The sequence below is a fragment of the Glycomyces sp. NPDC021274 genome, assembly GCF_040641195.1.
Taxonomy (GTDB): Bacteria; Actinomycetota; Actinomycetes; order Mycobacteriales; family Micromonosporaceae; genus Glycomyces.
In genome coordinates, this window is record NZ_JBFADC010000005.1 from 58,175 (window position 1) to 80,917 (window position 22,743).

Here is a 22,743-nt window from a genome sequence, read left to right on the forward strand (position 1 = left end):
TGTCGGTCCTAGACGCCGTCCAGGAGCGGCCAGCCCTGGGCGTTCCATTCGATCTTCTCGATGCCGAGGTCGAAGTGCCCGTCCTGGTGGTAGGAGTGGTATGCCATGAGGCCGTTGGAGATCGACTGCCCGCCGGTGGCGACGTAGTCGCCGTGGGCGCCGAGCACGAGGGTGCCGCCGCCGTCCGTGAGAGCGACGCCGTCAGCGTCGACGAACGGGCCGGTCGGCGACGTGGAGCGGCCGACGCGGATGTTGTACGTCGAGTCGGCGCCCGCGCAGCAGACGTCCCAGGACGTGAAGAGGTAGTAGTAGCCGTCGTGCTCGGTCAGCACGGGCGCCTCGATGCCGGCGCCGCCGCGGCCGGCGATGTGGATCGGCTCCGCGCCGTCCGCGGCCTTGCCCGAGGGCCAGTCGAGTTCGAGCATGTAGATGCCCTGCCACCAGGAGCCGTACGACATGTAGTGCTTGCCGTCGGCTTCGAGGATGGTCGGGTCGATGGCGTTGTACGGGTCGCCGGGGTTGGACTCCCAGACCTGGCCCTCGTCGACCCACTCGTAGTCGTCGTCGGCGGGGTCGAGGGTCTCGTTGGTCGCGACGCCGATGACCGAGCGCTGCTTGCCGAAGGTCGAGGCCGAGTAGTACAGGTAGTACCGGTCCTGGTCCTCGTCGAAGTAGATCTCGGGGGCCCAGATGTTGTCGACGCCGGGGACGGCGTCCTTGAGCCACTGGGGTTTGGTGTCCCACACGGTGTCGACGTAGTTCCAGGTCGCGCCCTCGTCGGTGGAGGAGCGGATGGTGACGTTGCCGTCGCCGAGGGGCCCCCAGCCGGTGGCGAACACGTACCAGGGGTCGCCGTCGGTGCAGGGGGCGAAGAGTCCGGGGTCGTGGGCGCCGAGGTCGCCGCCGAGCGCGCCGGGCGCTTCGAGGTCGCATTGCTGCCGGTCGTGGCCGTGCGCATTGCCGTTCCCGTTCCCGTTGCCATTGCCGGGGCCGGCCAGCGCGGCCGGCGTGATGATCGCCAGCGCCGCTGCGGCGAGGCCGATCGCGCCGGTCGCGGCTATGAGGGTGGTGCGCTTCCGTTGCATGGAAGACCGCCTTGTCCGTGAATCGATTGATTGAAACGACTCAATGTTAACGGGAACATGACGGCCGGGTCAATCGTTCGAGTGAACTTCGACGCGCCCCGACGACAACGCCCGCCGCAGCCGACCGCGAGCCTTGCGGCCCCAGTCGCCCACGACGGGCGCGTCGATCACATCGAACCTTGCGGCTAAACCGATCAGGTAGTGATCCCCACGATCGTCGAATCGATCGCAGAGCCGTCGGCCGAGTAGTTCACCGTGCCGAGGAACCGCTGCCCCTCAGCCAGACCCGACCACGTCAGACCCACCGAGTACGGATCGCCCATGGCGACCGACTGCTCGGCCGGATCCACCGCGAGGTTCCCCTCGTCAGCACCCGGAACCACCCACGCGTGCAGCTTCGCCTCCAGCGGCGAAGGCCCGGCCCACTCGTCCACGAACACCACGAACGTGTAGCCGCCCGGCAGCGTCACGGTCTCGTTCGTACCGCCCGAAGCCGAACTGCCCACCAGCGTCAACGCGCCGTCAGCAGCCTTCGCGTACACGAACAGGTCAAGGTCCGTGCCCGCCGGGTGCTCCGCGTCGAAGGTCGAGAAACGCACCAGCGCCGCATCCTCCGGCGTCGTGAACTCGTACGACACCGCGTGCGAGCTCTCCACCGGCGCAGCAGACGGGAACGTCGACGAATCCGGGTCCGACAGCGTCGCCGTCTTCACCTCGGAAGCGACCAGACCCGACACCGAAGCGCCCAGCGAACCCTCGAAGCCCGACGTGCCCGAAAGCGTCGCCGAACCCGAAGCGCCCGTGAAGGTCGCCTCATCGGAGGCCGCCAGCTGCACCGGCTTCACCACGATCGGCGACCGCACCTCGTGCACCGTCTTGGTGCCCTTCTTCTCCACCCACGTGACATCACCGAACGCCCACTCGCCGAACGCCGCGTCAGTACGAGTGATCTGGAGCGTGTACGTCGCCGACTCGCCCGGCTTCAACGTGAACTTCGAAACGTCAGAAGTCACCTCGAAACCCGCCGGAGCCGTGAACTCGGCCTTGTACGTGCTCTTCTTCTCCGACACGTTCGTGACCGTACGCGTCACCTGGTACGAACCCGTCAGCTCCGCCACCGTGATCGACGGGTAGTTCAGCTGCGACGGGTCCATCGAACCCAGAGCATCGCAATACGACTGCAGCTTCGACGCCTCAGGCGTACCGCACACGTACTGGATCCACTCCGTCGGGCTCGACTCGTACACCAGGCCCGGATCGAACATCGACTGCGCGTCGACATGCCCCGCACCGTAGTCGAACGGCGTCGCATCCGCGCCACCGCGCTGAATCGGGTCACCGTTCTGATCGGTCTGGTACGCCGTCGTCATGATCGCCGACTTCACCGCCATCGGCGACCACTCGGGGTTCGCCGACTTCAGCAGCGCCGCCAGACCCGCAATGTGCGGGCTCGACATCGACGTGCCCTGGTTCGTCGCGAAATCGTTCCCCGCGTGGTTGAACGGCGTAATGCCGGCCAGAATCTCCACACCGGGAGCGGTGATGTCAGGCTTCAGCAGGTTCTGCTCCGCCGCCAGCGCCGGACCGTTCGACGAGAACGCCGCCATGCTCGGCGCGTTCTGGTAGTCCAGCTCCGACGTCTCGACCTCGATGCGCGGGTTCGACTTCGAATCCACCCACTCGGCCAGCGCCAGACCGTCCTCATAGCTCACATGCACGACCGGAACGGCCTGCGACGTGACCACACTGGCCGGGCCGCGATCGTACTGGTCGCGCACGATCAGCGCCACGCCGCCCACAGAGGCGATGTGGTTCGCGTTGTCGCTGAACAGGTTCCCGCGCACGCAGATGATCGCGAAGTCCTCGGCCTTCGCCGGGTCCAGCGTGCCCGCGTCACAGCGGGCGGCGGCCTCCGGGTCGGCCCCGTCGTACGCCGCGTCAACCGCGTTCTTCACGTACCACTTGGCCTCGCCGACCGCCGCAGCCGCTTCGATCTCCTCGCGGCCGAACTCGACCTCGGTGCGGAACGTCTGGTCGTGCGTCGAAGCACCCACCGTGGTCACCCACGGCTCCTGGTGGTCCACCGTCGAAGTGGGGCCGTCGTTGCCGGCGCTGGCCGCCACGAAGACGCCCGCCGCGGCCGCGTTGAAGAACGCGAGCGACACCGAGTCGATGAACTCGGCGGTGCCGGTGGAGCCGATCGAGAAGTTGATGACGTCGACGCCGTCGTTCACGGCCGCTTCGATGCCCGCGACGAGGTCGGCGCCGGGGCAGCCGCCCCAGCAGACCTTGTAGGCGGCGACGCGCGCAGCCGGGGCCATCCCGGAGAACGTGCCCATCTTCTCGCCGTCGATCTCGACCTTGGTCTTGTAGTTGCCAGCGGCGGTCGTGGCGGTGTGGGTGCCGTGGCCGTCCTGGTCGCGGGGCGAGGCGAAGCCGTCCTCGCTGTAACCCCAGGTGTCGAAGTACCGGGCGCCGATGAGCTTGTTGTTGCACTCGACGTTGTTGGCCGGGTCCTCGTCGACGCCGGTGACGCACTCGCCGTTCCACTTCGCGTCGATGATGTGCTGGTCGGGGCGCGGCTCGGGAAGCGGGGCCAGGGCCGGGTTCTCGGGCCAGATTCCGGTGTCGAGGACGCCTACGATGACGCCTTCGCCGGCCTCCTTCGCGCCGCCGAACTCGTCTTCCCAGGCGCCGTTGCCACCGGATAGACCCAGGAAGCCGGCGGTGTCGACCGCGGCGGTCGGCTGGTAGATCGTCTCGGGGACGACCGCGGCGACGTCGTCGCTGGCGGCCAGTTCCTCGGCTTCGGCTGCGGTGAGGTTCGCGGCGAAGCCGTTGAGGACGGTGTCGTACTCGGCGATCGCGTCGACGTCGTACTCGTTGATGACCGCTTCGCGCTCTTCGGCGAGGGTGTTGCGGTACTCCTCGACGGCCGAGGCCTCGAAGTCGATCGTCTCGCCCTCGGCGGGCGCGGTGGCCTCGTGGGTGGCGATGGGGTCCGAGGCGAGCTGGACGATGTAGTTACCGTCCACGTAGTCGATCGGCAGCGCCGCACCCTCTTTGAGGTATTCGGGTGTGACCTCAGGGAGGGCGGGGGGCTCGGCCGAGACGGGGGCGGCGGCGGTGGTGAACGCGATGGCCACCAAGGGGACGGCCGCGGCCGCCATGACGGCTCTGGTTCTGGCTCGGGCGCGCGTCGACGCGCGCCCTTGCCTGCGGAGGGACGGAGATCCCATGCGATGAGCTCCTCTCAAGGGGGAGTGCGCCGTGGGTGAGTGATCCGGCGCGGACAGCGATATGCGGCCGCGCCGCGGCGCACGGAAAGGAGCCTATTGCGAGGTTGGTTCGCTGTAAACCCTCATATGAGGAGAATGCCGGGATCAGGCATGACTGTTATGAGTCCGTGACATGTTCGGTTCCGGCAGGTGGATATTCAGTGAATTGCGCGCAATGCAGGCGCCGCGATCACCAGCGCCACCAGAGGAATCGCCGCTCATGGCGAATCGTGACCGATCCGAGCCTCGCCTTGCCCCTGACGGTGAATCGCACCCCGTCCCCTCCTTTGTAGGGGGCGCGGTTCGTGACGGAGCCGAAAGTCGCTTCGACGCCGTCTTCCAGGGCGTAGGCCCCGGCGGGGAGGATGACCTCGAGCGAGGACATGTTGAAGTCGACGTCGATCTCCACGGTCCGGCCGGTGAAGGTGGCGTGGCGGCAGTCGAGTTTGACCGAGCTCATGCTGCCCCGGACGACCACTTTCGGCGGGACGACCCACTCACCGCGGCGTTCCACCGAGGAGCCGGTGGGGCTGAGGCGCAGCTCGGCGGGTCCACTCACGGGGGAGCGGACCGCGGCGGGGACGGCGACGGCCCCTGTCGTCTCGGGCAGGTCGGCGAGGAGGCGCGCGACCTCGCCGTAGGTGCGGGCCTCGTAGACCTGGCGGGAGCGGTCGGCGAACTCGTCGAGGTCGAGGCGGCCCTCCTCGGTGGCGGCGTGGAGCTTGGCGAGGATCGCCTCGCGCTCGGCGTTGGAGACGCGCATGTTCGGGTCGTGCGTCATCGTGGACTCGCAGGCTTCGTCGTGGTCTTCATCGGGTCAGGGCTTTCTCGTCGGGCCGGGGTTCAGCCGCCGGGGCCCGCGCACCAGCCCGCCGTTGCACCATTCGTGGTAGTCGAACAGGTCGGGCTGGCGGATGAGCGCTTTGGTGTTGGCGGCCCAGAGTTCAACGTACTGGTCGCGGGATTCGACCGCCTTCTCGAGGAGGCGGTCGACGCGCTTGCGCGAGTGGACCCGGAAGTTGGTGCGCACGGCGTCGCCGGCGTAGATGTAGAGCACGTGGAGGGCGAAGGAGCGCTTCGGGCACGTCGCGTCGGCGGCGAGTTCCAGCCAGGTGTCGACGAGCTCGTCGGTGGCGAGGGTGAGATCCCACTGGCGGCCCTCGGGGGCGGTCGAGTAGGGGTCGAGCGCCCAGTCGCGGATCTCCTGGGGGGTGGGCACGGCGGGGCGCGCGAACCCGGTGAAGGACCCTTCCGCCACTGCCGCTCCTACCGATTCGAACGATGCTCGCACCGATCCTAGCCCGCCGCCGCCCCGATCCCGGTCCACGATTGCAAACCGTGAGATCTGCCGGCGGGCTCCGATTCGGGGAGAGATGCGTGCCTTCTCGGGCAAAGCGGGCGGATCGCTCGGGCCTCCCTGGGGCCCCTCCCCCCCCCCGCCCCCACCCACCCCACCCCTCCCTCGTCCACCCACTCCCCACCCACCGCTCCGCCCACCCGCCGCCCCGCGCTCGGGCCGCCTGCGGTGGCGCCGACCGCTCGGCCGCTCGAGCGGGCCCGCAGGCGCTTCGCCTCGAGGATGCGTTGCCGCCCTTCGGCTTCGGTTCGCTGGACCGGTGGTCGGGAGGCGCCTTCCCGCGCCACCGGTCCAGCGTTCGGTCAGCCGCGGCCCACTGCCATGTGCACCGCCTCGATGCGCTCGTTGATGTCGCGCAGCTCATTCGTGTCCGGGTCCCAGCCGCGGGCGAGGAGCGTCTCCCGGAGCCGGACCAGCCACGGCCGCGGGTGCTCCATCACATCGGAGGCGGAGAGGACCAGGACCTCCCAGCCGAGGTTCTGGAGCATCTGGTGGCGGCGCCGGTCGGCGGTCTCGGTGGCGAGGCCGAAATGCGTGCCCATACCGTCGTACTCCACCCCGACCCGCCACTGCTCCCAGCCGAGGTCGAGGAACTTGGAGCGCCCGTTCGGCGTGCGCACCCGCAGCTGCGGGACCGGCGCAGGCAGGCCCGCGTCGCCGACCAGGCAGCGCGCCCAGGACTCCATCGGCGACTCCGACCGCGGATCGGCCGCGAGCAGGGTCGCGTTCGCTCGTCTGAGCCGGTCGCCGTGCAGCGGTTCGAGTGCGGCCGACAAGCTTCCCGCGTCGATGCCGGCCCGCAGGAACTGATCCGCCGCGGCCACCGCCTCCAGCCGGGGAAGATCGGCCGCGCAGTCGACCAGGGTGCGCGCCAAGCGGGTCACCGGCAGGCCGTCGATCACCGTGATGTCCGACAGCGGCGGATCGGGCGAGCTCTCGACCGGCCACTCGCGCTGGTCGGCTCCCGGTGGCAGTACGTCGAAACCGTGTATCCAGGCCGCGGTGCGGCCCGTGGCCACCAGGCTGAAGTCGGCTTCGAATGCGGCCTCGAAGCGCATGAGAAGGTCGTCGGGGGTCTCTCCCGCGTCGCGGAGCGGCCCGTCGAGCGGCCGGTTCATCGTTGCCGTCATCGCGGCGGTAGTGGTGCGGTACATCGGTATCTGTGTCATGTACCAACTGTCGCCGACCCGATGCGGAGCGTCAACGATTACTTTTCCGCCTGTGGATAACTCTGGGGAGTTGGAAGGAAGGTGCAGGTGAGAGGCCGGCAAGGGGCGTCGGGCGTGGATTCGGGGGCTGGTTCGGAGGGGTTCCGGCCGGCGGGCGAATGCAAAACGAACGGCCGTGGGCCCCAAGGGCTTCCACGGCCGTCCTACTTCAGATCTCGCTCGAACGCGGTCGGTGTGCGGCTGCTACTCGACGAATCCGTACTGCACGTCGTAGAGCTTCCAGGCTCCGTCTTCCTGCACCAGGGTGTAGGTGTAACCGGAGAGGGGGTCGTCAGCGCTCTCGGGGGCCGTGTCGTCCAAGGTCCAGCCCGCCCAGGCCTGCATGGTGCCGTCGTCGTTCTCTTTCGCCATGCCCCAGTACGGGTACGGGTACGGCTCAGTCGTGTCCTCGATCTCCCACTCGAGGTCGACCAACATGGCGTTGGTCGCGTCAGCGCTCACCAGCGCGCGCATGGCGTCGTCGTCCCCGGTGTTCTGCGCGACCTGGTAGGCGATCGCAACGCCTTCGGGGCTGGCCGGGTCGAAATCTTCGGAACTCGACGGCGGTCCCCAGGCACTGAAGTCGCCGCCCGCGTCAGGAGTGGCCGACTCCTCCGCCGCGGTCGTCTCCTCGGCCGCCTCGGTCGTCGCCTCCTCCTCTTTCGAGGGTTCGGTGGTCTCAGTGGTGCCCTCGCCCGCCTGCGGGTCGTCGTCGTCCACCATCCCGGGGATGATCAGGACCGCGGCGATGCCGAGGACCACGACGAGGACGACGATCACGCCCAGGATCACCGGCAGGTTGCCGCCCTGCTTCGCCGGCGGGAGCGGCGGGGGCAGCACCGATCCGGGCGCCGACGGGTAGCCCGGCTGCACGCCCACGGGCGGCATCGGCGGCTGGGTCGGCGGCTGCGTGTACTGCGGCGGCGGCTGCTGCTGGTAGTAGTTGCCGGGCGGAGGCGTGCTGTTGTATCCCTGCGAGTAGGGGTCGCTTGGCTGCTGCGGTTCGGGCTGCAGCTGGTACTGCGGGTTCCCACCGCCGGGGGGCGGATACGTCATCGCTTCTACACGCCTCGTCTGCTCGGGGGCAATCGGTCGCGGTGATTGGGCTTCACCGGGGTGACCTCGATCGTACAGGTAGCAGACGACATCGTGGCCCCCGGAAATCCCCAGGTCGCATCGCATGCCAATGGCAAAGGGGCCGTACAGGGGCGAATTGCTCCGCAAGCCCCGCCGCGAGCGAACCGTCGCACACCCAGTGCGACGGCCTGTCCCCCGGTAGGACTACGATTTATGCCCCGGCACCACGCATGCGGCCTCAAAACAAGGCGCCGTCGATCCCACGTCGAGGCCGCGCGGCGCCCGAGGCAGTCCGCTGCCGCGGACGCCGGTGGAACCGCACCGAGAAGTCCCCGCCGACCACGCTTCTACCCGAGGTTCGACGTATGGCGAACGCCAATGCAGTGCAGCTTTGGACCATCCGCTTCTCCGCCGCGCTCGCCCCCGTCCCGGTGGTCGAGCTCCTCGACGCGGGACGCTGGGGCTACGGCCTCCTCTATCCCGCGCTCGCCGCGACCTGGGCGACCGGCCGCTGGCAGCGCCGCCGCCAGCTCGCCCGCATGCGCGACGAGCCCGACCCGCACCCCCGCCTGACCCGCACCCGCTTCTGGGACAGCGACTCCGACGCACCGGACGAGGACCGCATCGGCTCCTACGAGTCCGCGATCAGCGACGCCTACCGCTCACCCGCCGGAGCCGAGCCGCTGACAGGCGCATTCGGCGGGGCGGGCGAGTCGAGCGGCTCACTCGTCGAGCAATCGGTCGGCCCCTTCGGCGACGCTCGCGAACCGTCGATCGGCCCCTTCGGCGACGCGTGCGAGCCGTCAATCGGGATGGCCGTCGTAGCCGTCCCGCATCAGCGCCGCGACCGCGCCATGAGCAACCTCGTGGGCTCCATCAAGAACGAGGCGATCGACGCCGAACTGCGCATCCAGCTCATCCAGGACCTCGTCGACCTCGGCGGCCGGGACATGGCCATGCGTCTCTCTTCCGTAGCCAATTCGTCCAATGTGGACGTAGAGGTGCGGCTCGAAGTCGCCGAGCACATGGGCCGCTTCAGCGTCGAGGACGCCGCCCGCGCACTCGAGTCGATCGCCGCCGACACCACAGTAGACGCCAAGTACCGCCTGGACGCCGCCAGCGCCCTCGTCGACTGCGCCGCCGGTCCGGCCGGGATCGCGCTCATGCAGCTGGTCACCGACGAGTCGGTGAGCGAGTACGTGCGGCACAGCGCCGCCCACGCGCTGCGCAACGTGCACGGTTCGGCCGCCGCGATGGCGCTGCGGCACTTGGCGAACGCACCGCTGATCTCGGTGCGGCTGCGGATCATCTGCGCCGAGCAGCTCGCCGAGGACAGCGTGATCGACGCGGAGAACGCGTTGTGGCGCATCGTCAAGGGCGTGGAGTCCGTCATGGACTTCCATCTGGGCATCGATGCGGCGGAGGCGATGCACGGCATCAGCCCGGATGTGGGGGTCGAGGCGTACTCGGTGCTGGCCTCCGACGACTGCTTTCATTGGCTCGGGCGCATCGAGGCCGCGTACCGGCTCGGGCGGCTCGGGCTGCGCGACGGGTACGACCTGCTCAGCGATTTCGCGCGCGCCGAGCACCTGGAAGAGGTGTACGCGCGGGCGGCGCTGGAGCGGCTGTTCCAGCTCGAGGTCGACTCCGGGAGCGAGTGAAGGCCGCTCAGGGTTTGACGGCGATGAAGTACGTGTCGATCGACAGGTGGTGGAGGTCGCGGCGGCGGCCGAGCCAGTCAGGGCCGTCTGCGTCGAGGAGGCGGGCCCAGGCGGCCTTGTCGTCGTCGCTGAGGTAGTGCTCGAACCACTCCACCCTGGTCTGCAGTGATTCGAGGGCGTGGGTGAGGGCGGTGCCGTCGAGCGGGGCGGGGGTCGCGTCGAGCTCGTTCACCTCGCGCACCTCGGTCAGGCCCGCGCGTTCGAGGGCGAGGTTCCAGCCGTACGGGAGGGGCGTGGAGCCGTGTTCGGCGCCTTCGCCTTCGAGGCGGCGCGATCCGGCTTCGATGAGGCGCAGTTCCAGGCCGGGCCTGCCGACGCCCACGTGCCAGGGCAGGTACTGCGGGGCGGTGCCGCCTTCGCCGATCGCGAGCCGCCCGCCGCGGGCGAGCATGTCGGCCAGGTTGCCGAGGGCCGCTTGGGGGTCGGCGGCGTGGTGGATGACGTGTCCGGCCCACAGGAGGTCGGCGGGGGCGCCGAACACTGCGGCGAGCGCTTCCGGGTCGTCGACCGACGCCTGCGCGGCGCGCACTCCGGTGCCGGTCTCGGCGGCTCGCTCGCGTACGAGGTCGAGCATGGCCGGTTCGGCGTCCACGGCCACCACCTGGGCTTCGGGGAGGGTCTCGGCGAGCGCGAACGCCATGGACGCGGCCCCGCATCCGATGTCGGCGACGAGGTGGTCGGCCGGGTCCGCGAGCCGTTCGGCGAGCCGCCGGTACTCGGCGGCCTCGGCGGCGGCGCGCTCTTTGAAGCGGGGCGCGGCTTCGGCGAAGTCGAAGGCGGCGGAGTGGTCGTCGTGCCGGTGTCCGTGATGCGCTGCCATGCGCCCCAACCTAGCCCACGGGGGTTCCCGGCGCGAACGAACGACCGGGCGGCCGCGTGAGGCGGCCGCCCGGTCGGGTTTCCCGGAGTCGGGGTCTATGCGGCGGCGAGGCGCTCCTGGACGCGGGTGACCTCGGCGTCGATCGTGGCGGTGCGGACCGGGGGCTGGGGTGCGTCCGATTCGGTGAGCGAGGCGAGGAGGCCCTTGCCGAGGGCGGCCTGGGTGATGGCGAAGCCGCGCAGGACCAGCGGCAGCAGCAGGGCCATGACGAGTCCGCCGAGGACGGCGAGGAGGGAGGCGGCGGCGTACGAGTCGCCCCAGCCGAGCCAGCGCGTCGCGTACTCCAGGCCGTCGCCACCGTCGCTGCCGACGGCGCGGTTGATGATCCAGGCGTACAGGGGGTAGGCGAGGGAGGCCACGGTTGCGGCCCACCAGCTCAGGGCGACGCAGAAGCCGGCGACGGCGAGCGGGAAGTTCACCAGGCCCCACAGGAGGTTGAGCCACGACTGGCCGTCGGTGACGGGGGTGAGGGCGCGGCGGAGCGCGGAGGCGTTCTCGGGGGCCCGCTTGTAGTGCGGCTGGTTGATCGGCTGGCGCAGGACGGCGCTGAGCTGGCTGCGTCCGGCGGCGGCGAGGCCGCGCATGGCGAAGAGGGTCGCGGCGAGGATCGGGACGCCGATCCAGACGACGGCGGTGCCGATGCCGGCGGCGAAGCCGGTGACGGTGATGACGAACGCGGGGATCGCGATCGGGAACGAGGAGAGCAGGTACGCGGAGTCGGCGCCGAGCTGTTTGAAGATCTTGTTCATGGGATCAATCTTCGTCCGATCCGGCTCTCGCAACGACCCTGCGAGCAGGCATTTCGCGGGTGGGGACAGCCCTACCGGGGTTGTCGGGCCTGCCCTTGCGGGCGGAGCGGAGTGCGGCGCCGGCGGCCGGGTGCGGCCGTCGGCGCCGTTCATGCGGTCGGGTTCAGCAGCGGCGTGTCCACCAGGGTCCTGGTGGTGCGGTCGGGTCGGGGAAGGTGCGGTTGCGGAAGCGCTCGTCGAGGGGTGCGATGAGTCGGCGCAGTTCGCGGGCGGGGCGCGTGGGAAGATCCCGCATCGCCATCTCGAGGGCTTCCCTTGACGGCGGGCAGCAGCCCCAGATGCCGCACTCGCCCACGAACCCGTACCCGAGGGGGCTGGGGGTGGGTCGGTTCGCTATGCGGCGCCAGGTGTTGAAGGATCGTGCGACGTCGCCGGGGCCGAGCCAGGCGTGGTGCAGCTCGAGCAGCTGGACAGCGGCGTGCAGGGTGCTTGAAGCATGGGGGAGGCGGGGGAGCCGTCGCCACGGCGCGGTGGGCCTGGGGTGCCGGCGCTGCTGTGCGCGGACTCGCGCGGGCGGCCTACGCGGCATCGCCCTTTCTGTTGTCGCTCATGGCGACCATTGTGCATCGCCCCCGCCACGAAGGGCATAGGTGCGGCCCGGGTGGTTGACCTCCATCCCGGGCCGCCATGTGCCACATAGTGGCCGCTGCGATCTGCGGTAGCCGTTGAGTCTGCTGCTAGCACCGTGCTCTGCCATTGAGCTACCGCCGCATGTGGTGCGGCGGGAGGGATTCGAACCCCCAACATCGATGTCCCAGAGGGACTACTCGCGGATCGTGCGGCGTGGCGAATGCTGAAGCTGGAGCGAGAGTCTCAGTTTTGGCGGAGAACGTGTGCCGATGGGCCTTCGGCGGCTAAAGCCGAAGGAGGGCTCATACCCTCAAGAGTTCCCGCGTATTACTCGGACTGAACTTCAATTTCAGCGTGTTTCGGCGCATTCTGCGCCACCCCTGTCGCTCAAACAGGGGGGTCTGTGTGCCCTAGTCGCCGAGCAGGTAGCCGAAGACCTTCGCGCCGATCTGCTCGTCGACGACGTCGGTCCCGTTGGCCTCCTCCCGGGCGAACTTGACGGCGATCTGGAGTTTCTCGAGCCGTTCGGAGAGTTGCGCGACGCGCTTGGCGGGGGCCGCGCCGGAGAACTTCACGGTCGTCCAGTACCCGACCGGGATGTCCTCGTAGTACACCTCGACCTGCGCCGGGTGCTCCTCGGTGGCCTCGGCCTTGACGTGGTTGCGCGGGATCTTCTTGGTGCGCACCGTCTTCACGGGGTCGGTCGCGAAGGCGTCGGAGGCGTCGTTGTACGTCCAGGACTCGGCCGCGTCCAGCACGGGCAGGGCCTTGACGAACGCCTGCAGTTCGGCGAGCTGCTTCTCCAGGAACAGGAGGTAGGTGACGGGGACGTCGGCGACCAGCACCTCACCGTCCACTGTGATGTCCGCGGTGGCGAGGGCGTTGGTGCGGTCCTTGGTGGCCGTGACGTCGAACAGCCGGGTCATCGCCGCGGACACCTCGCGCAGCTGCTCTTCGACGCGGCGCTGCACCTTGGTGGACTCGGGCGGCAGCTGCTCGCCCTCCTCGTCCTTCGGCTGGTAGGTCCGGGAGATGCCGGACAGCAGCGGCGCCTTGCCGAGCTCGCGTCCGGCGTCGCCGAGCGCACGCGCGGCTTTCGCCTTGACGCTCTTCTCGATCGCGATGATCTGGTTCAACTTGGTCACGGAGCAACCCTCACTTTCGGGCTTCACCATAGGACCCGCGTGCCAACGCGGGCAACGCGTTAAACGCGGCGCGGCCGCCGGAGGATCGAGCCCTCCGGCGGCCGCTCAGCACGTGCTACTCGTTGCACCAGCGCTTGGAGTCCGCAGTGGACAGCAGGCTGATGATGATGGCGGCCAAGGCGATGCCGATGACCGCACCGATGACGGTGCCGGCCGTGTTGCTCGTTGCGGCGCCGTTGGTGACCTCGACCTCGGGGGTGAAGAGCCACGACAGGACCGCCAGACCCAGGCCGACCAGCTCGAGGATGATCGCGCCCTTGCGGGCGCTCGCGCTGCGCTTGGCGATGCGCACCGCGAAGATCGCGCGCAGGACCGTCCAGACCAGGATCTGGACGATCGAGGCGATCAGGAACGGCATGAACGAGGACGGGATCACCACGTCACCGGTGTCCTCCAGGCCCGCGAGCATCGTGTAGCCGACGACCGAGAGGGCGCCGCCGCAGATGCCGAATCCGAACAGGATCCACAGGAGCACCACGGCGCCCTTCGTGGAACCGGGCATCGTCTCGGGCGCGGACCCGAGCGGCGGGCCGGGCGGGGGAGCGGGGGGAAGCGGCGGATTGCTCATGGGGGTTCTCCTAACATCGGGCGGAACAAACGGGTCTCGCGGTCACCGGGGCGACCGCGAGCAAGCAGATGACGAGGTACGCGGCCGCGCCCGCCCGGAGCGCACGGCGGCCGCAGGCCCGGCAGGCGCGGTTTCGGGGGTGGCCGGTGCGGGGCGTGCGGCGGAACATGGTGCATGGGCGGGAGTGCTGCGGCGGACGGCCAACGGCGGACCTCCAGGGGCGATGAAGGGCTAGTTGCTCATTGTAGGTGCTTCGAGGCCGAAACGGGGTACCCCGTTTCGGCAACCGTTATGCGCGCATACCGAACACCCAGGTCAATGCGGTGGTGTTCATGCGTTTCGCGAAGGGGTACTAGGCTGGACGGAGGCCCGCGCCGCCCGAAATGACGGGTTCGTCGCGGCGGAGCGGCGTGTGCGAACGCCGCGCGGGCGAGCGGCCGACGGTTGGACGGAGGAGTAGATGATCACGCGATTGGCCGAGTCCCTCGGGTACCGGGTGTTGGAGGTACGCGACGGGGACGGCACGCTGTCGGTGGGCGGCCACGACGGGGCGAGTGCGCTCCGCGTCGGGTGGAGACCGCTCATCGTCGAGGGATACACCGGTTCAGGCTCGATCGACCGCTTCGCGATCCGCACCCGCGACGCGGCCTTCCGCGGGTCCCTGCGCGACCTGCGCGGGCGCCTGCGCCACGCCACCCGCGACACCGATCCGGTCGAACTCGCGCGGCCGATCCTCGGGCTCCTGCAGCCCGGCCACTACGGGGTGCGGATCTGGCGCGACGCCAACGTGCACATCGAGCCGTTCGGCGACAACGGCACCGCCTGGTGGTACCCGTACGAGCCCATCGGCACCGAGGGCACCGCCGTCATCCCCACCGACACGTGGCCGCCCCGCGACGAGGAGACCACCGCCGGCTACGTGGACGCCATCGAGGACGGCGACCGCCCGCTCGCGGTCATCCTCCGCTCCGAGCCTCCCGGCGACGAGCAGGACTGCGCGTCGTTCCTCATCGACGGCCACCACAAGCTGGCCGCCTACCGCCGCACCGGCATCGCCCCGCACTTCCTCGACATCGCCCGCCTCGCCGACCGCCGCCCGTGCGAACCCGCCGACCTCCGCGACGTCATCGACGGCGACGAGAAGCTGCAGCAGTCCGCGGCGAAGCTGATGCGCTACCTGGAGGACCGGGGCAACTGACCGGGACGCGATCCCGGTGGGGCGCACGCTACTGCGCCTCCGCCGCGCGCTGGGACAGGTGGCGCAGCAGGTTCGCGGTGGCCTCCCGCAGCACCGGATCCTCGCCGGTGACCGCGGCGAGATCCGCTGGGTCGCAGGCGGTCTCGTCCGACATCCTGGCGATGTCCAGGCAGTGCGGGGCCACGCCGAGGTGCTGGTAGGCGGCCAGCTTGTGGTGGCCGTCGACGACGAACGCGACCGCGTCGTCCTCGTCCTCCGGCGGGCCCGCGCGGAGGGTCACCACCAGGGGCCGCTCGCCGCTCCTGATCCTGCGGCGGTAGTCGGCGACCGTGGCGGCGTCCTGGGGCGGCCACTGGTCGGTCGGGAGGAGGACCGCACCGAGGTCCGGGGTCGTGATCCCCACGTACCAGCTCGTGACCCGCTCGGGCTGCACCGCCTCCACGTAGTAGGTGTCCGGCACCCAGCGGCGCAGGCCGTACCGCCCCGGCGCGAGCAGCGGCCACAGCGCCCGCGACAGCTCCAGGGCCGAGTCCCGCGCGGGATCGCGGAGGGACGCCCGCAGCCGCCGCACCTTCCGGCGCACCCACGGGTCACCCGAGCGCACGGCAAGGCGGTCGGCCGTCCCCGAGCCGGTGTACCCCTCGACCAGGCAGGGCTTGCCGCCGATCCGCAGGGCGCTCGCCCCGTCGCGGCCCACGACATGGAGCACGCCGGTCCCGAACTCGTTCTCGGCGTGCTGGTACTCCGACGACGGTCCCTCCAGATAGGAGAGATGGTCGCGGCGCGCGGTGTAGGCCTCGATCACGACGCACACCGGATCGCGTTCGAGCGCAAGGTAGGCGGCGAGTTTGTGGTGCCCGTCCAGAAGGTAGTGCGCCTCCGACTCCGGGTGCGTGACGAGGATGAGCGCCGGCTGCGCCCGCGCGTCGGCGATCCGCTCCCGGTAGTCGGCCACGGCCGCCTTGTCCGGCGGCGGCCAGTGGTGCGTCGGGATGATCGTGTGCCCGAAGAACGGAATGGAGCTGTCGGCGTACCACTTCGCCTCCTTGCCGGTCTTCACCGCCCGCACATGGGCGTTCGGGAGGGTCCCGACCCCGATCCCGTACCGGCCCGGCGCGAGCAGCCCCAGGAGCGGGCGCAGCGGCGCCACCGGATCGTCCTCGGGCTCGATGTGGCGCACCCACTGGCGCAGCACGTCCCACTCCTCCGGCTCTGTCCACGCCTCAGGACGATGCAGCGGCTCGTCATCCGGTTGCGGCGCAATGCGACTGGCGAGCCACATGATGGAGCCGCCGCCGTCGTGCCCGTCGCGGGCGATCGGGTCCCCGGCGAGCCGCAGCGTGACCCGGCTCGGCCCGGCGTCGAAGTCGACGACGCCGAGGCCGTGCGGCACGTCGACGCGGTGGACGGAGCGCGGGAATTCGAACGGCATAGTGGAGCGACCGTACCCGGCGGCGGCAACTCAGCCGAGGACCAGCTGCGGGGCGTACGCGATCGCGATGAAGCGGATCGAGCGGCCGACCATGCAGGCCGCGACGAACAGCGGGAGGTTGATGCGCGTGCCCGCGGCGTAGATGCTCGTGGCCATCAACGGCGGCAGACCTGTTGTGGCGCTGAGGAGCAGGATCGGCACGGCGAGAGACGGGCGGTCCAGCAGCGCGAGGAGCCTGCGGCCGGTCGCGATCAGCGCCGCGATCGGACCGCGGCGCACCCGCGTCGCGGTCGGAGCGCCCCCGCCTCCCTCCGGCGCGGCCCCGCCATCGTCCGCCCGCACGCCGTCGTCCGATGCGGGCTCGGCGCACCGGTCCGCGCGCCGCCGCTCACGCCGCTCCTCGGCGGCCTCGACCCACCGGCGCAGCCGAGCCGACCGGAATGCCCCGCGCGCCCCCAGGAAGAGCGTCGTCTTCCCGAGCGTCTGGCCCACGGCCGCAGCGATGCCGAGCGCGATCGGGCTGTACGCGGTGGCCGCGGCCAGCGCCAGCAGGTAGGGCTCGACGGGCGTGATCGGGAAGAACGCCGACACGAACGCCGTGAGCGCCGCCGTCAGGCACGCGGCGATCACGGCCGCGCCGTCGGCGCGAGCGGGGCCGCGTCACCGACGCGGTCGCGGGTGGCCCTCGGGGCGGGGGTGGCGGGTCGCTCGATCATTCCCAGTTCGTGTTCGCTGGCGGGGGTGTGGGTTGGCGCACTGGGAGCGACTGTAGTGCACCGGCGCTGGCCGGGGAACCCCCGCCGCTGCGTTCAGCCGCCCGTTCGGTTGCGCCCCATCCGGATACCGCCCTGACGATCGATCGCCTTGAACAGGGCCTTCGCGTCCCAGTCGGCCGGCGGCGCGCCCTCGGCCGATTCGAGGTACGCCTCCATGAACGCGCGCAGCGGCGCGCCCGAGAGCCGGTCCGGGCGTCCTTGCGTGAAGGATGCGTCGGCGTGGAGCACCAGGAGCAGCATTCCGCGCACCCGCCGCGCGGGGCTGCCGATGCCGGGCTGGAAGTACGGCAGGTCGAGGACGCGCGCGCCCGCGGCCTCGTAGAACGCCAGGCGGCGGCGCGGGTCGCCGTAGGCCTCATGCGCCATGGGTGCGTCCGGGGCTTCGACTTCGGCGACGATCACGCACGGGTCGTACCGCTCGCGCCACGCTTCGACCGCGTCGTGCAGCAGCCGCCCGCCCAGGCCGTGCCCGCGCGTGCCCGGCTTGACCGCCAGGTACGCCAGCAACTGCACCCGCGACGCCTCCGACCAGCGCCCGAACGCCGCCCCGGCCGGCCGGCCCGCGTCGTCGACCGCCACGAGCAGGCTCCCGAGCCCGGCCTCCAGCGTCTCGGCGATCCCCGCCTCGCCCTCGATCTCCTCGGGCGGGAACGCGGGCACCAGCACCTCCCGGTACACCTGCCCGAGCAGCCCGCCGGGCCGCGTCTGCTCCATGATCCGGTACTTCATCCCCAGCCCCCTCAGGCGCCAGTATCCCAAGGAACGGCAGCTCAGGAGGCCACTCCCGCAGACCGCCCGAACGACACCCACTGTGGAGTGTGCCGACCGATCGGCGCGAATCTTGTACCCTGAAGTTCACGAAACGGCTTCATGTCAGAAGGAGGTGCACGGTGGCAGGCGATCCGATCCTGGTGGAACCCGGCAAGCTGCGTTCGACTGCGTCGCAGATGAAGTCGACCGCGTCGCGATTCCCGCAGCAGCACCCTCCGGTGGACAACGGAGTCGACAGCGCGTCCAAGGCGAACCGCGGCTACCTCACCAGCTCGGCGGCGGACAACTTCGCGACGCAGCTCAAACCCGTGCTCGAATCCATAGAAGACCGGATCGAGCAGCAAGCCGAATCGATCGAGGACAGCGCGAAGGCCTGGGAGGCCGCAGACGACCAGGCCGCCCAGGACCTGGACGGCATCGCCGGGGAAATCGAGGCATAGGAGCAGCCATGCCCACGTTCCAGCAGGTCATCGACTCCAACCCCGCCAAGTACAGCGACGCCGGCGGCGACCTCGGCTCGGCCGGGTCCGACGTCGGTGACCTCCGCAGCGAATACGGTCGCCAGGTCAAGGCACTCGGCGCGAGCTGGAACGGCGACGACTACGACGCGCTCACCCGCGACAAGGACACGCTCGTCATCAACATCAACGCCACCAAGCTGAAGGTCGAGGCGGCAGGGAAGGCCCTCCAGCTCAACGGCCCCATCATGAAGGCACTGTCCGAGACGCTCGAGCAGACCAAGCGGGGCGCCGAGACCGCGCAGTTCAAAGTCCTCCCCATGCCCTTCTGCGTGCCCAGCCAGCAGCAGCTGCAGCAGGCCTCCTCCCTGGGGCCGGGAGCCCCGGCCGCCTACTCGGCGCTTTTCGCCACCTCCACCGCGATCGCCACCGCACTGATCGCCCAGTACACCGCGATCTGCGTCCAGGACGCCACCGCGGCCGCCGCCCTCCACACCCTCGGCCTCAGCCTGCGCGACGTCACCGGCGCCATCGGGCAGGGCATCAGCATCGGCGACGTCTCCAAGACCGTGAAGCAGGACCCGGGCCAGCGCCCGGGCAGTTTCCGGCAGCAGACGACGAAGGACGCCAAAGACCGCTCCAAGGACAGCCAAGGGGTCGTGCGGGACTGGCACACGCAGCAGCCGATCAACACTGCCGACCGCAAGACCTGGGACATGGGGCACCCGTACGGCTACGAGTCGAAGAAGCACGAAGAAGTAGCCCGGTTGTGGGAGAGCAAGATCGAGCAGCTGGGCAAGCGACCCCGCACCGAAGTGCTCAGGCAGCACAACGACGTCCCCTACCGCGTCGAGTCCACCAACACCAACCGCAGCCACATCGGTGAGGCGCCCGACGAGACCAACTACTGGGTGCAGAAGTACCGGGCCGCCTACGGCGACCCGCTCCACCCCGTCATCTGACGGCTCCGGAAGAGGCGATGAACATGGCAGACCGGCACGACGTCGACGACCGCCTGGCGTTCGCCATCGCCGACGCGGTCGGTGGGCGGGCCCCCGACGGCATCGTCCGGCACACCGACGGCGCCGGCACGAAGCACATCGACCTGGTGCGCTTCGACAACGTCCCGTTCCGCGGCGGCGTCACCTTCGGCACGCTCGGCCTCTCGTCGTTCCCGATCGGCGGACAGCCGGCCGAGGGAGAACCGGACCTTCGGGTCGAACTCGTCGGCGCCGCCTACGAGCAGTTCAGGACCTACGACAACGTCCTCGCCACCGGCGCGTTCAGTGTCATGGACGGCGCGCCCATCATGCCGGGCCAGATCTATGAGGGCGCGGTCGAGCCCTACTTCCCCGGCTTCGAACTCAAGCACGTGCTGTTCGCAGAGCCGTACTTGTGGGACGACGCCTTCACCCTCCTGGAGCTCGGCGACATCACCGTGGTGTGGCTCCAGCCGGTGCCGATCACCCAGCGCGAACTCGACTTCGCGGTCGCCGTCGGCACTGACGCCCTGATCGAGCGCTTCGAGGAGGAGCGGATCGACGCCGCCGACATGGCCCGCGAATCAGTGATCTAATCCGGCGGTGACGACCATGCAGCAGCCCGAACTCGACCTGCCGCCGGAATGGGCGCGACTCGTCATGCCCCGCAAAGGCGGGCGCACGCCGACCGAGCCGATCAGATTCGACTCCGAAGCGCCCGCACGGATCGACGGCCTGGTACGGGAGCACTTCGCGTTCATCGAATCCTTCTTCCCGCCGCTCTTCACCGACATGGTCCTGCGCAACGCCACCGCAGCGCACCTCAGCACCGGTCCCGACCCGACCGGCGCCGCAGTGCTGCACTTGATCCTCGGACACCTCGTGACGGGAGAACAGCGGTTCGGGCCGTTCCTCGACGCCTGGATCATCGAACACGGCCCGGCGTTCGCCGCCGCCGCAGCACTCGAACGCTGCATGATCACCAGCGAGTACACGATGATCGGCGACCACCGACGGGTCACCGCCGACGAACCCGGCGGCCTGAAATGGGCCGCCGGCCTCGACCGCGAAGACCTGCGCCGACTCCGGTCCGCCATCGCGAGCGCCGACGACTACGACGCAGTGGTCCAAGCCCTGGCCGCACGCCGTTCGAGCCCTTGGCGGAACACGGTCGCCGCGTTCCTCGTCCCCACCGAGACGAACTGGGTGAGCGAGGCATTGGACGCCGACTTCCCCGAACGGTTCACGGTCGACTGGATGTGGTGGCATGCCGTCTCGACCGCAGACCACCTCACGGCCCTGGACCGCCGCAGCGACTGGCCGAGCCGCGGCGACACCGGAACACTGGCCACCTTCCTCGACGGCTGCGGAGCCGCCGGTCTGCCGGTACTCGCAGGCAGCTCGCGCCGCTCGGGCTGGGAACCCGCGACCCGCCCTGAAATGGCCACGGCCCTGACCGCCACCGAATCCCCAGAAGCATTGCGACGCTTGCTGTCGAGCTTGGAAATCCGAGGTGCGCTCCCACTGGCCGGAGCCATCGCACGACGCTTCCCGGCGATGGCGGTACAGGGCATCGCCGCTCACGCCGCCGAATCCTGCACCACCCCGGAACTGGCGGCACTGCTGCCCTCCGATCCGGTCGTCTGGAGGGCCATCGCAGCCGAACTCTCCGACTCCGACATGGCCGCAACGGCGAGCATGCGTGAAGTCGGCCCCGAGACACCGGTGGCCGACCCCGCCGACCTGCCGTCACTGCTCACCGAACCGCCATGGCTGCACCGGGACCAGGCGCCCGTACCACCGCAGCCGCTTGCCACACCCGCCCCCGTCGACATCGCATGGCGCTGGCTGCCAACGGAAGAGCCCATCCCCACCGACGCCGATTCTGCAGCCGTGTTGGAAGCGATCGTCGACCGGCCCGATCTCGGCGATCGCCTGCTGCCGTTGACGGGCCTGCGACCGGCCCGCGTGGCGGCCTCGTGGTTGAGCGGGAAGCCGCAGGCGCGCAAAGCGAGCCGCGCCTGGTTCGATCGCCACGGCGTGGCGACCGTGCCATGGCTGGCCTTCGACGCCTTGGGTGCTCCCGGTCCGCTTCGTGACGCCGCCGCTCAAGCCTGGCGGTACCTCGCGTTCCGGCACGGTGCTGAGGCCGTGGCCGCCGAGATCGCCGATCACGGCGAAGCAGGACACGCGGCATTGGAGTCGATTCTCGGCCCCGAAGCCCTCTACGCGCTCCCGCGAACCATGCCCCGGATCCCCGACTGGGCGAACCCGTCACTGCTGCCCCCGATCTGGGCGCGAGACGGCATGGGCGTACTGCCGGAGCGGGCCGTCCAGCACCTGCTGACCATGCTCCTGCTCTCGGCCTCGGACGTGCCATACGCCGGCCTCACCGTCGCGATCCAAGCGTGCGACCGCGAATCCCTCGAGCGGTTCTCCAACGCGATCGTCGAGCAGTGGGAACGGGTCGGCCGAGAGAAGCACGGCGCCAAAGGCTGGGTGCCGCGCCAGGCCGAGCTGATCGGCGCCCCCGGTTCGCGCCCTGCCTCGAGCTAGGACAAGCCGAGCTCGGCGTAGACCTCAGCGGCGATCAGATCGGTGGCCTCGCGGGCCTTCGCCTGTGCTGCGGCGATCGTCGACCGCACCTCCTCGGCCAGCGCCACCCGATCGAGCTCCCGCATGGCATTCGCCTGCAGGAACTGGAAATCGACCAGCTGCTGCCGGAGATTCACCGTCGCGGTGCACAGCTTCGACGGTGAAGTCCGCTCGAAGCGCTCGTAGGCGCGGGACTGGGCGATCGCCTCGATGCGCGCCGTCGCCTCCTGGAGTGCGGCCATCAGTGCGGCGCGCTCGCCCGCGTCACTCATCGCTCCTGCCCTCCGAGTCCACGCGACATCTCCTCGAACCTCGCGCTGTCGGCATCCCGCTGCGCTTCGGCGGCGAGCCAGGCCTCCTGGACCGCTTCTGCGGCCGTCCGGGCGCCCAACCGCACGGCGGCGACGTCGAACTCGACGTCCTGGATGCGACCGCCGGTGTCGATGACGACCTTCACCAGGCGGTCAGGGTCGAAACCGGTGTAACGCGCCTCAGTGAGCGCTGCGAGCAGTTCCTGGGCTTGGACGAGTGCCTGAGCCGCCGCTTCGATCTCGGTCCTGGACGGCGCATTTTCGAGAACCCGCCTGGTGTGCTCCCAGTCGTCGTCGCGGGGGAGTGCCTCCAACGCTTCGATGCCCTGCGCGAGTCGCTCCTCGTAGTCTTCGTCAGCCTCGTAGGGCTGGACGGGCCCGGCGATCGGGTTCGACGAATCCTCTCCGGGCCGACGGCCATCGGACACAGTGGCTCCTTGGGGTAGGGTGCGCGCTTCCTGACA

22 protein-coding genes are annotated in these 22,743 nt (G+C 70.0%); 6 read left to right on the plus strand and 16 right to left on the minus strand.

Going from position 1 to position 22,743, the window contains the following annotated elements:
• Positions 1–8: 8 nt before the first annotated feature.
• The 6 genes from AB0I03_RS13280 to AB0I03_RS13305 form a co-directional block, all read right to left on the minus strand.
• On the minus strand, positions 9–1,085 hold the full coding sequence (locus AB0I03_RS13280) for an arabinan endo-1,5-alpha-L-arabinosidase (RefSeq protein ID WP_360411264.1): 1,077 nt from the start codon (positions 1,083–1,085) through the stop codon (positions 9–11).
• 194 nt (positions 1,086–1,279) lie between these two features.
• Positions 1,280–4,324: a S8 family serine peptidase gene (locus tag AB0I03_RS13285; RefSeq protein WP_360411267.1), complete on the minus strand. Its 3,045-nt coding sequence runs from the start codon at positions 4,322–4,324 to the stop codon at positions 1,280–1,282.
• A gap of 229 nt (positions 4,325–4,553) precedes the next feature.
• Positions 4,554–5,144: a DUF1707 domain-containing protein gene (locus AB0I03_RS13290; protein ID WP_360411270.1), complete on the minus strand. Its 591-nt coding sequence runs from the start codon at positions 5,142–5,144 to the stop codon at positions 4,554–4,556.
• Positions 5,145–5,180: 36 nt separating this feature from the next.
• Positions 5,181–5,621 carry a hypothetical protein gene (locus AB0I03_RS13295; RefSeq protein ID WP_360411273.1) on the minus strand — a complete coding sequence of 147 codons (441 nt, stop codon included), beginning with the start codon at positions 5,619–5,621 and terminating at the stop codon, positions 5,181–5,183.
• Positions 5,622–6,022: 401 nt separating this feature from the next.
• Positions 6,023–6,889 carry a hypothetical protein gene (locus AB0I03_RS13300; RefSeq protein WP_360411276.1) on the minus strand — a complete coding sequence of 289 codons (867 nt, stop codon included), beginning with the start codon at positions 6,887–6,889 and terminating at the stop codon, positions 6,023–6,025.
• A gap of 243 nt (positions 6,890–7,132) precedes the next feature.
• The gene (locus AB0I03_RS13305) at positions 7,133–7,984 is read right to left on the minus strand and encodes a hypothetical protein (RefSeq protein WP_360411279.1); all 852 of its coding nucleotides are present in this window, start codon (positions 7,982–7,984) and stop codon (positions 7,133–7,135) included.
• A 386-nt stretch (positions 7,985–8,370) separates the two neighbouring features.
• Between AB0I03_RS13305 and AB0I03_RS13310 the strand changes: the two genes are divergently transcribed.
• Entirely contained in the window at positions 8,371–9,666 is a 1,296-nt protein-coding gene (locus tag AB0I03_RS13310) for a hypothetical protein (protein WP_360411282.1), read from the plus strand.
• A gap of 7 nt (positions 9,667–9,673) precedes the next feature.
• Here AB0I03_RS13310 and AB0I03_RS13315 read toward each other — a convergent pair whose 3' ends face one another.
• The 5 genes from AB0I03_RS13315 to AB0I03_RS13335 all read right to left on the minus strand — a co-directional run bounded on the left by AB0I03_RS13315 (position 9,674) and on the right by AB0I03_RS13335 (position 13,758).
• The gene (locus AB0I03_RS13315) at positions 9,674–10,546 is read right to left on the minus strand and encodes a class I SAM-dependent methyltransferase (RefSeq protein ID WP_360411285.1); all 873 of its coding nucleotides are present in this window, start codon (positions 10,544–10,546) and stop codon (positions 9,674–9,676) included.
• A 95-nt stretch (positions 10,547–10,641) separates the two neighbouring features.
• A complete protein-coding gene (locus AB0I03_RS13320) occupies positions 10,642–11,355 on the minus strand; it encodes a sensor domain-containing protein (protein WP_360411287.1) in 714 nt (237 codons plus the stop codon).
• A gap of 163 nt (positions 11,356–11,518) precedes the next feature.
• Positions 11,519–11,944, minus strand: coding sequence for a hypothetical protein (locus tag AB0I03_RS13325; RefSeq protein WP_360411290.1), 426 nt, complete (start codon positions 11,942–11,944; stop codon positions 11,519–11,521).
• A gap of 451 nt (positions 11,945–12,395) precedes the next feature.
• Complete coding sequence (locus tag AB0I03_RS13330) at positions 12,396–13,130, minus strand: hypothetical protein (RefSeq protein WP_360411293.1); 735 nt, start codon at positions 13,128–13,130, stop codon at positions 12,396–12,398.
• 115 nt (positions 13,131–13,245) lie between these two features.
• Positions 13,246–13,758 (minus strand): hypothetical protein, encoded by a 513-nt coding sequence (locus AB0I03_RS13335; RefSeq protein ID WP_360411296.1) that lies wholly within the window; start codon positions 13,756–13,758, stop codon positions 13,246–13,248.
• A gap of 460 nt (positions 13,759–14,218) precedes the next feature.
• Between AB0I03_RS13335 and AB0I03_RS13340 the strand changes: the two genes are divergently transcribed.
• Positions 14,219–14,956 carry a hypothetical protein gene (locus AB0I03_RS13340; RefSeq protein ID WP_360411299.1) on the plus strand — a complete coding sequence of 246 codons (738 nt, stop codon included), beginning with the start codon at positions 14,219–14,221 and terminating at the stop codon, positions 14,954–14,956.
• A 28-nt stretch (positions 14,957–14,984) separates the two neighbouring features.
• Here AB0I03_RS13340 and AB0I03_RS13345 read toward each other — a convergent pair whose 3' ends face one another.
• The 3 genes from AB0I03_RS13345 to AB0I03_RS13355 form a co-directional block, all read right to left on the minus strand.
• Complete coding sequence (locus AB0I03_RS13345; protein WP_360411302.1) at positions 14,985–16,388, minus strand: hypothetical protein; 1,404 nt, start codon at positions 16,386–16,388, stop codon at positions 14,985–14,987.
• Between the two features lie 30 nt (positions 16,389–16,418).
• Complete coding sequence (locus AB0I03_RS13350) at positions 16,419–17,018, minus strand: hypothetical protein (RefSeq protein ID WP_360411305.1); 600 nt, start codon at positions 17,016–17,018, stop codon at positions 16,419–16,421.
• Positions 17,019–17,197: 179 nt separating this feature from the next.
• Positions 17,198–17,893: a GNAT family N-acetyltransferase gene (locus tag AB0I03_RS13355; protein ID WP_360411308.1), complete on the minus strand. Its 696-nt coding sequence runs from the start codon at positions 17,891–17,893 to the stop codon at positions 17,198–17,200.
• A gap of 161 nt (positions 17,894–18,054) precedes the next feature.
• On the opposite strand from AB0I03_RS13355, the gene AB0I03_RS13360 reads away from it, so the two are divergent.
• The 4 genes from AB0I03_RS13360 to AB0I03_RS13375 are packed head-to-tail and all read left to right on the plus strand — an operon-like array spanning position 18,055 to position 21,929.
• Positions 18,055–18,375, plus strand: coding sequence for a type VII secretion target (locus AB0I03_RS13360; RefSeq protein WP_360411311.1), 321 nt, complete (start codon positions 18,055–18,057; stop codon positions 18,373–18,375).
• 8 nt (positions 18,376–18,383) lie between these two features.
• Positions 18,384–19,355, plus strand: a complete 972-nt coding sequence (locus tag AB0I03_RS13365) for a hypothetical protein (RefSeq protein ID WP_360411314.1) — start codon at positions 18,384–18,386, stop codon at positions 19,353–19,355.
• A 23-nt stretch (positions 19,356–19,378) separates the two neighbouring features.
• On the plus strand, positions 19,379–19,969 hold the full coding sequence (locus AB0I03_RS13370; protein WP_360411317.1) for a suppressor of fused domain protein: 591 nt from the start codon (positions 19,379–19,381) through the stop codon (positions 19,967–19,969).
• Positions 19,970–19,976: 7 nt separating this feature from the next.
• Positions 19,977–21,929 carry a hypothetical protein gene (locus tag AB0I03_RS13375; RefSeq protein ID WP_360411320.1) on the plus strand — a complete coding sequence of 651 codons (1,953 nt, stop codon included), beginning with the start codon at positions 19,977–19,979 and terminating at the stop codon, positions 21,927–21,929.
• On the opposite strand, the gene AB0I03_RS13380 is transcribed toward AB0I03_RS13375, so the two are convergent.
• Positions 21,926–22,240, minus strand: a complete 315-nt coding sequence (locus tag AB0I03_RS13380; protein ID WP_360411323.1) for a YbaB/EbfC family nucleoid-associated protein — start codon at positions 22,238–22,240, stop codon at positions 21,926–21,928. The genes AB0I03_RS13375 and AB0I03_RS13380 overlap by 4 nt on opposite strands.
• Positions 22,237–22,707, minus strand: a complete 471-nt coding sequence (locus AB0I03_RS13385) for a YbaB/EbfC family nucleoid-associated protein (protein ID WP_360411326.1) — start codon at positions 22,705–22,707, stop codon at positions 22,237–22,239. Before AB0I03_RS13385 ends, AB0I03_RS13380 begins: the two co-directional genes overlap by 4 nt.
• Positions 22,708–22,743: the final 36 nt, after the last annotated feature.

Coding starts and splice junctions, on each gene's coding strand:
- AB0I03_RS13280 (WP_360411264.1), bottom strand. CDS start 1,085: ATGCAACGGAAGCGCACCACCCTCATAGCCGCGACCGGCGCGATCGGC.
- AB0I03_RS13285 (WP_360411267.1), bottom strand. CDS start 4,324: ATGGGATCTCCGTCCCTCCGCAGGCAAGGGCGCGCGTCGACGCGCGCC.
- AB0I03_RS13290 (WP_360411270.1), bottom strand. CDS start 5,144: ATGACGCACGACCCGAACATGCGCGTCTCCAACGCCGAGCGCGAGGCG.
- AB0I03_RS13300 (WP_360411276.1), bottom strand. CDS start 6,889: ATGACACAGATACCGATGTACCGCACCACTACCGCCGCGATGACGGCA.
- AB0I03_RS13305 (WP_360411279.1), bottom strand. CDS start 7,984: ATGACGTATCCGCCCCCCGGCGGTGGGAACCCGCAGTACCAGCTGCAG.
- AB0I03_RS13310 (WP_360411282.1), top strand. CDS start 8,371: ATGGCGAACGCCAATGCAGTGCAGCTTTGGACCATCCGCTTCTCCGCC.
- AB0I03_RS13315 (WP_360411285.1), bottom strand. CDS start 10,546: ATGGCAGCGCATCACGGACACCGGCACGACGACCACTCCGCCGCCTTC.
- AB0I03_RS13320 (WP_360411287.1), bottom strand. CDS start 11,355: ATGAACAAGATCTTCAAACAGCTCGGCGCCGACTCCGCGTACCTGCTC.
- AB0I03_RS13325 (WP_360411290.1), bottom strand. CDS start 11,944: ATGCCGCGTAGGCCGCCCGCGCGAGTCCGCGCACAGCAGCGCCGGCAC.
- AB0I03_RS13335 (WP_360411296.1), bottom strand. CDS start 13,758: ATGAGCAATCCGCCGCTTCCCCCCGCTCCCCCGCCCGGCCCGCCGCTC.
- AB0I03_RS13340 (WP_360411299.1), top strand. CDS start 14,219: ATGATCACGCGATTGGCCGAGTCCCTCGGGTACCGGGTGTTGGAGGTA.
- AB0I03_RS13345 (WP_360411302.1), bottom strand. CDS start 16,388: ATGCCGTTCGAATTCCCGCGCTCCGTCCACCGCGTCGACGTGCCGCAC.
- AB0I03_RS13355 (WP_360411308.1), bottom strand. CDS start 17,893: ATGAAGTACCGGATCATGGAGCAGACGCGGCCCGGCGGGCTGCTCGGG.
- AB0I03_RS13365 (WP_360411314.1), top strand. CDS start 18,384: ATGCCCACGTTCCAGCAGGTCATCGACTCCAACCCCGCCAAGTACAGC.
- AB0I03_RS13370 (WP_360411317.1), top strand. CDS start 19,379: ATGGCAGACCGGCACGACGTCGACGACCGCCTGGCGTTCGCCATCGCC.
- AB0I03_RS13380 (WP_360411323.1), bottom strand. CDS start 22,240: ATGAGTGACGCGGGCGAGCGCGCCGCACTGATGGCCGCACTCCAGGAG.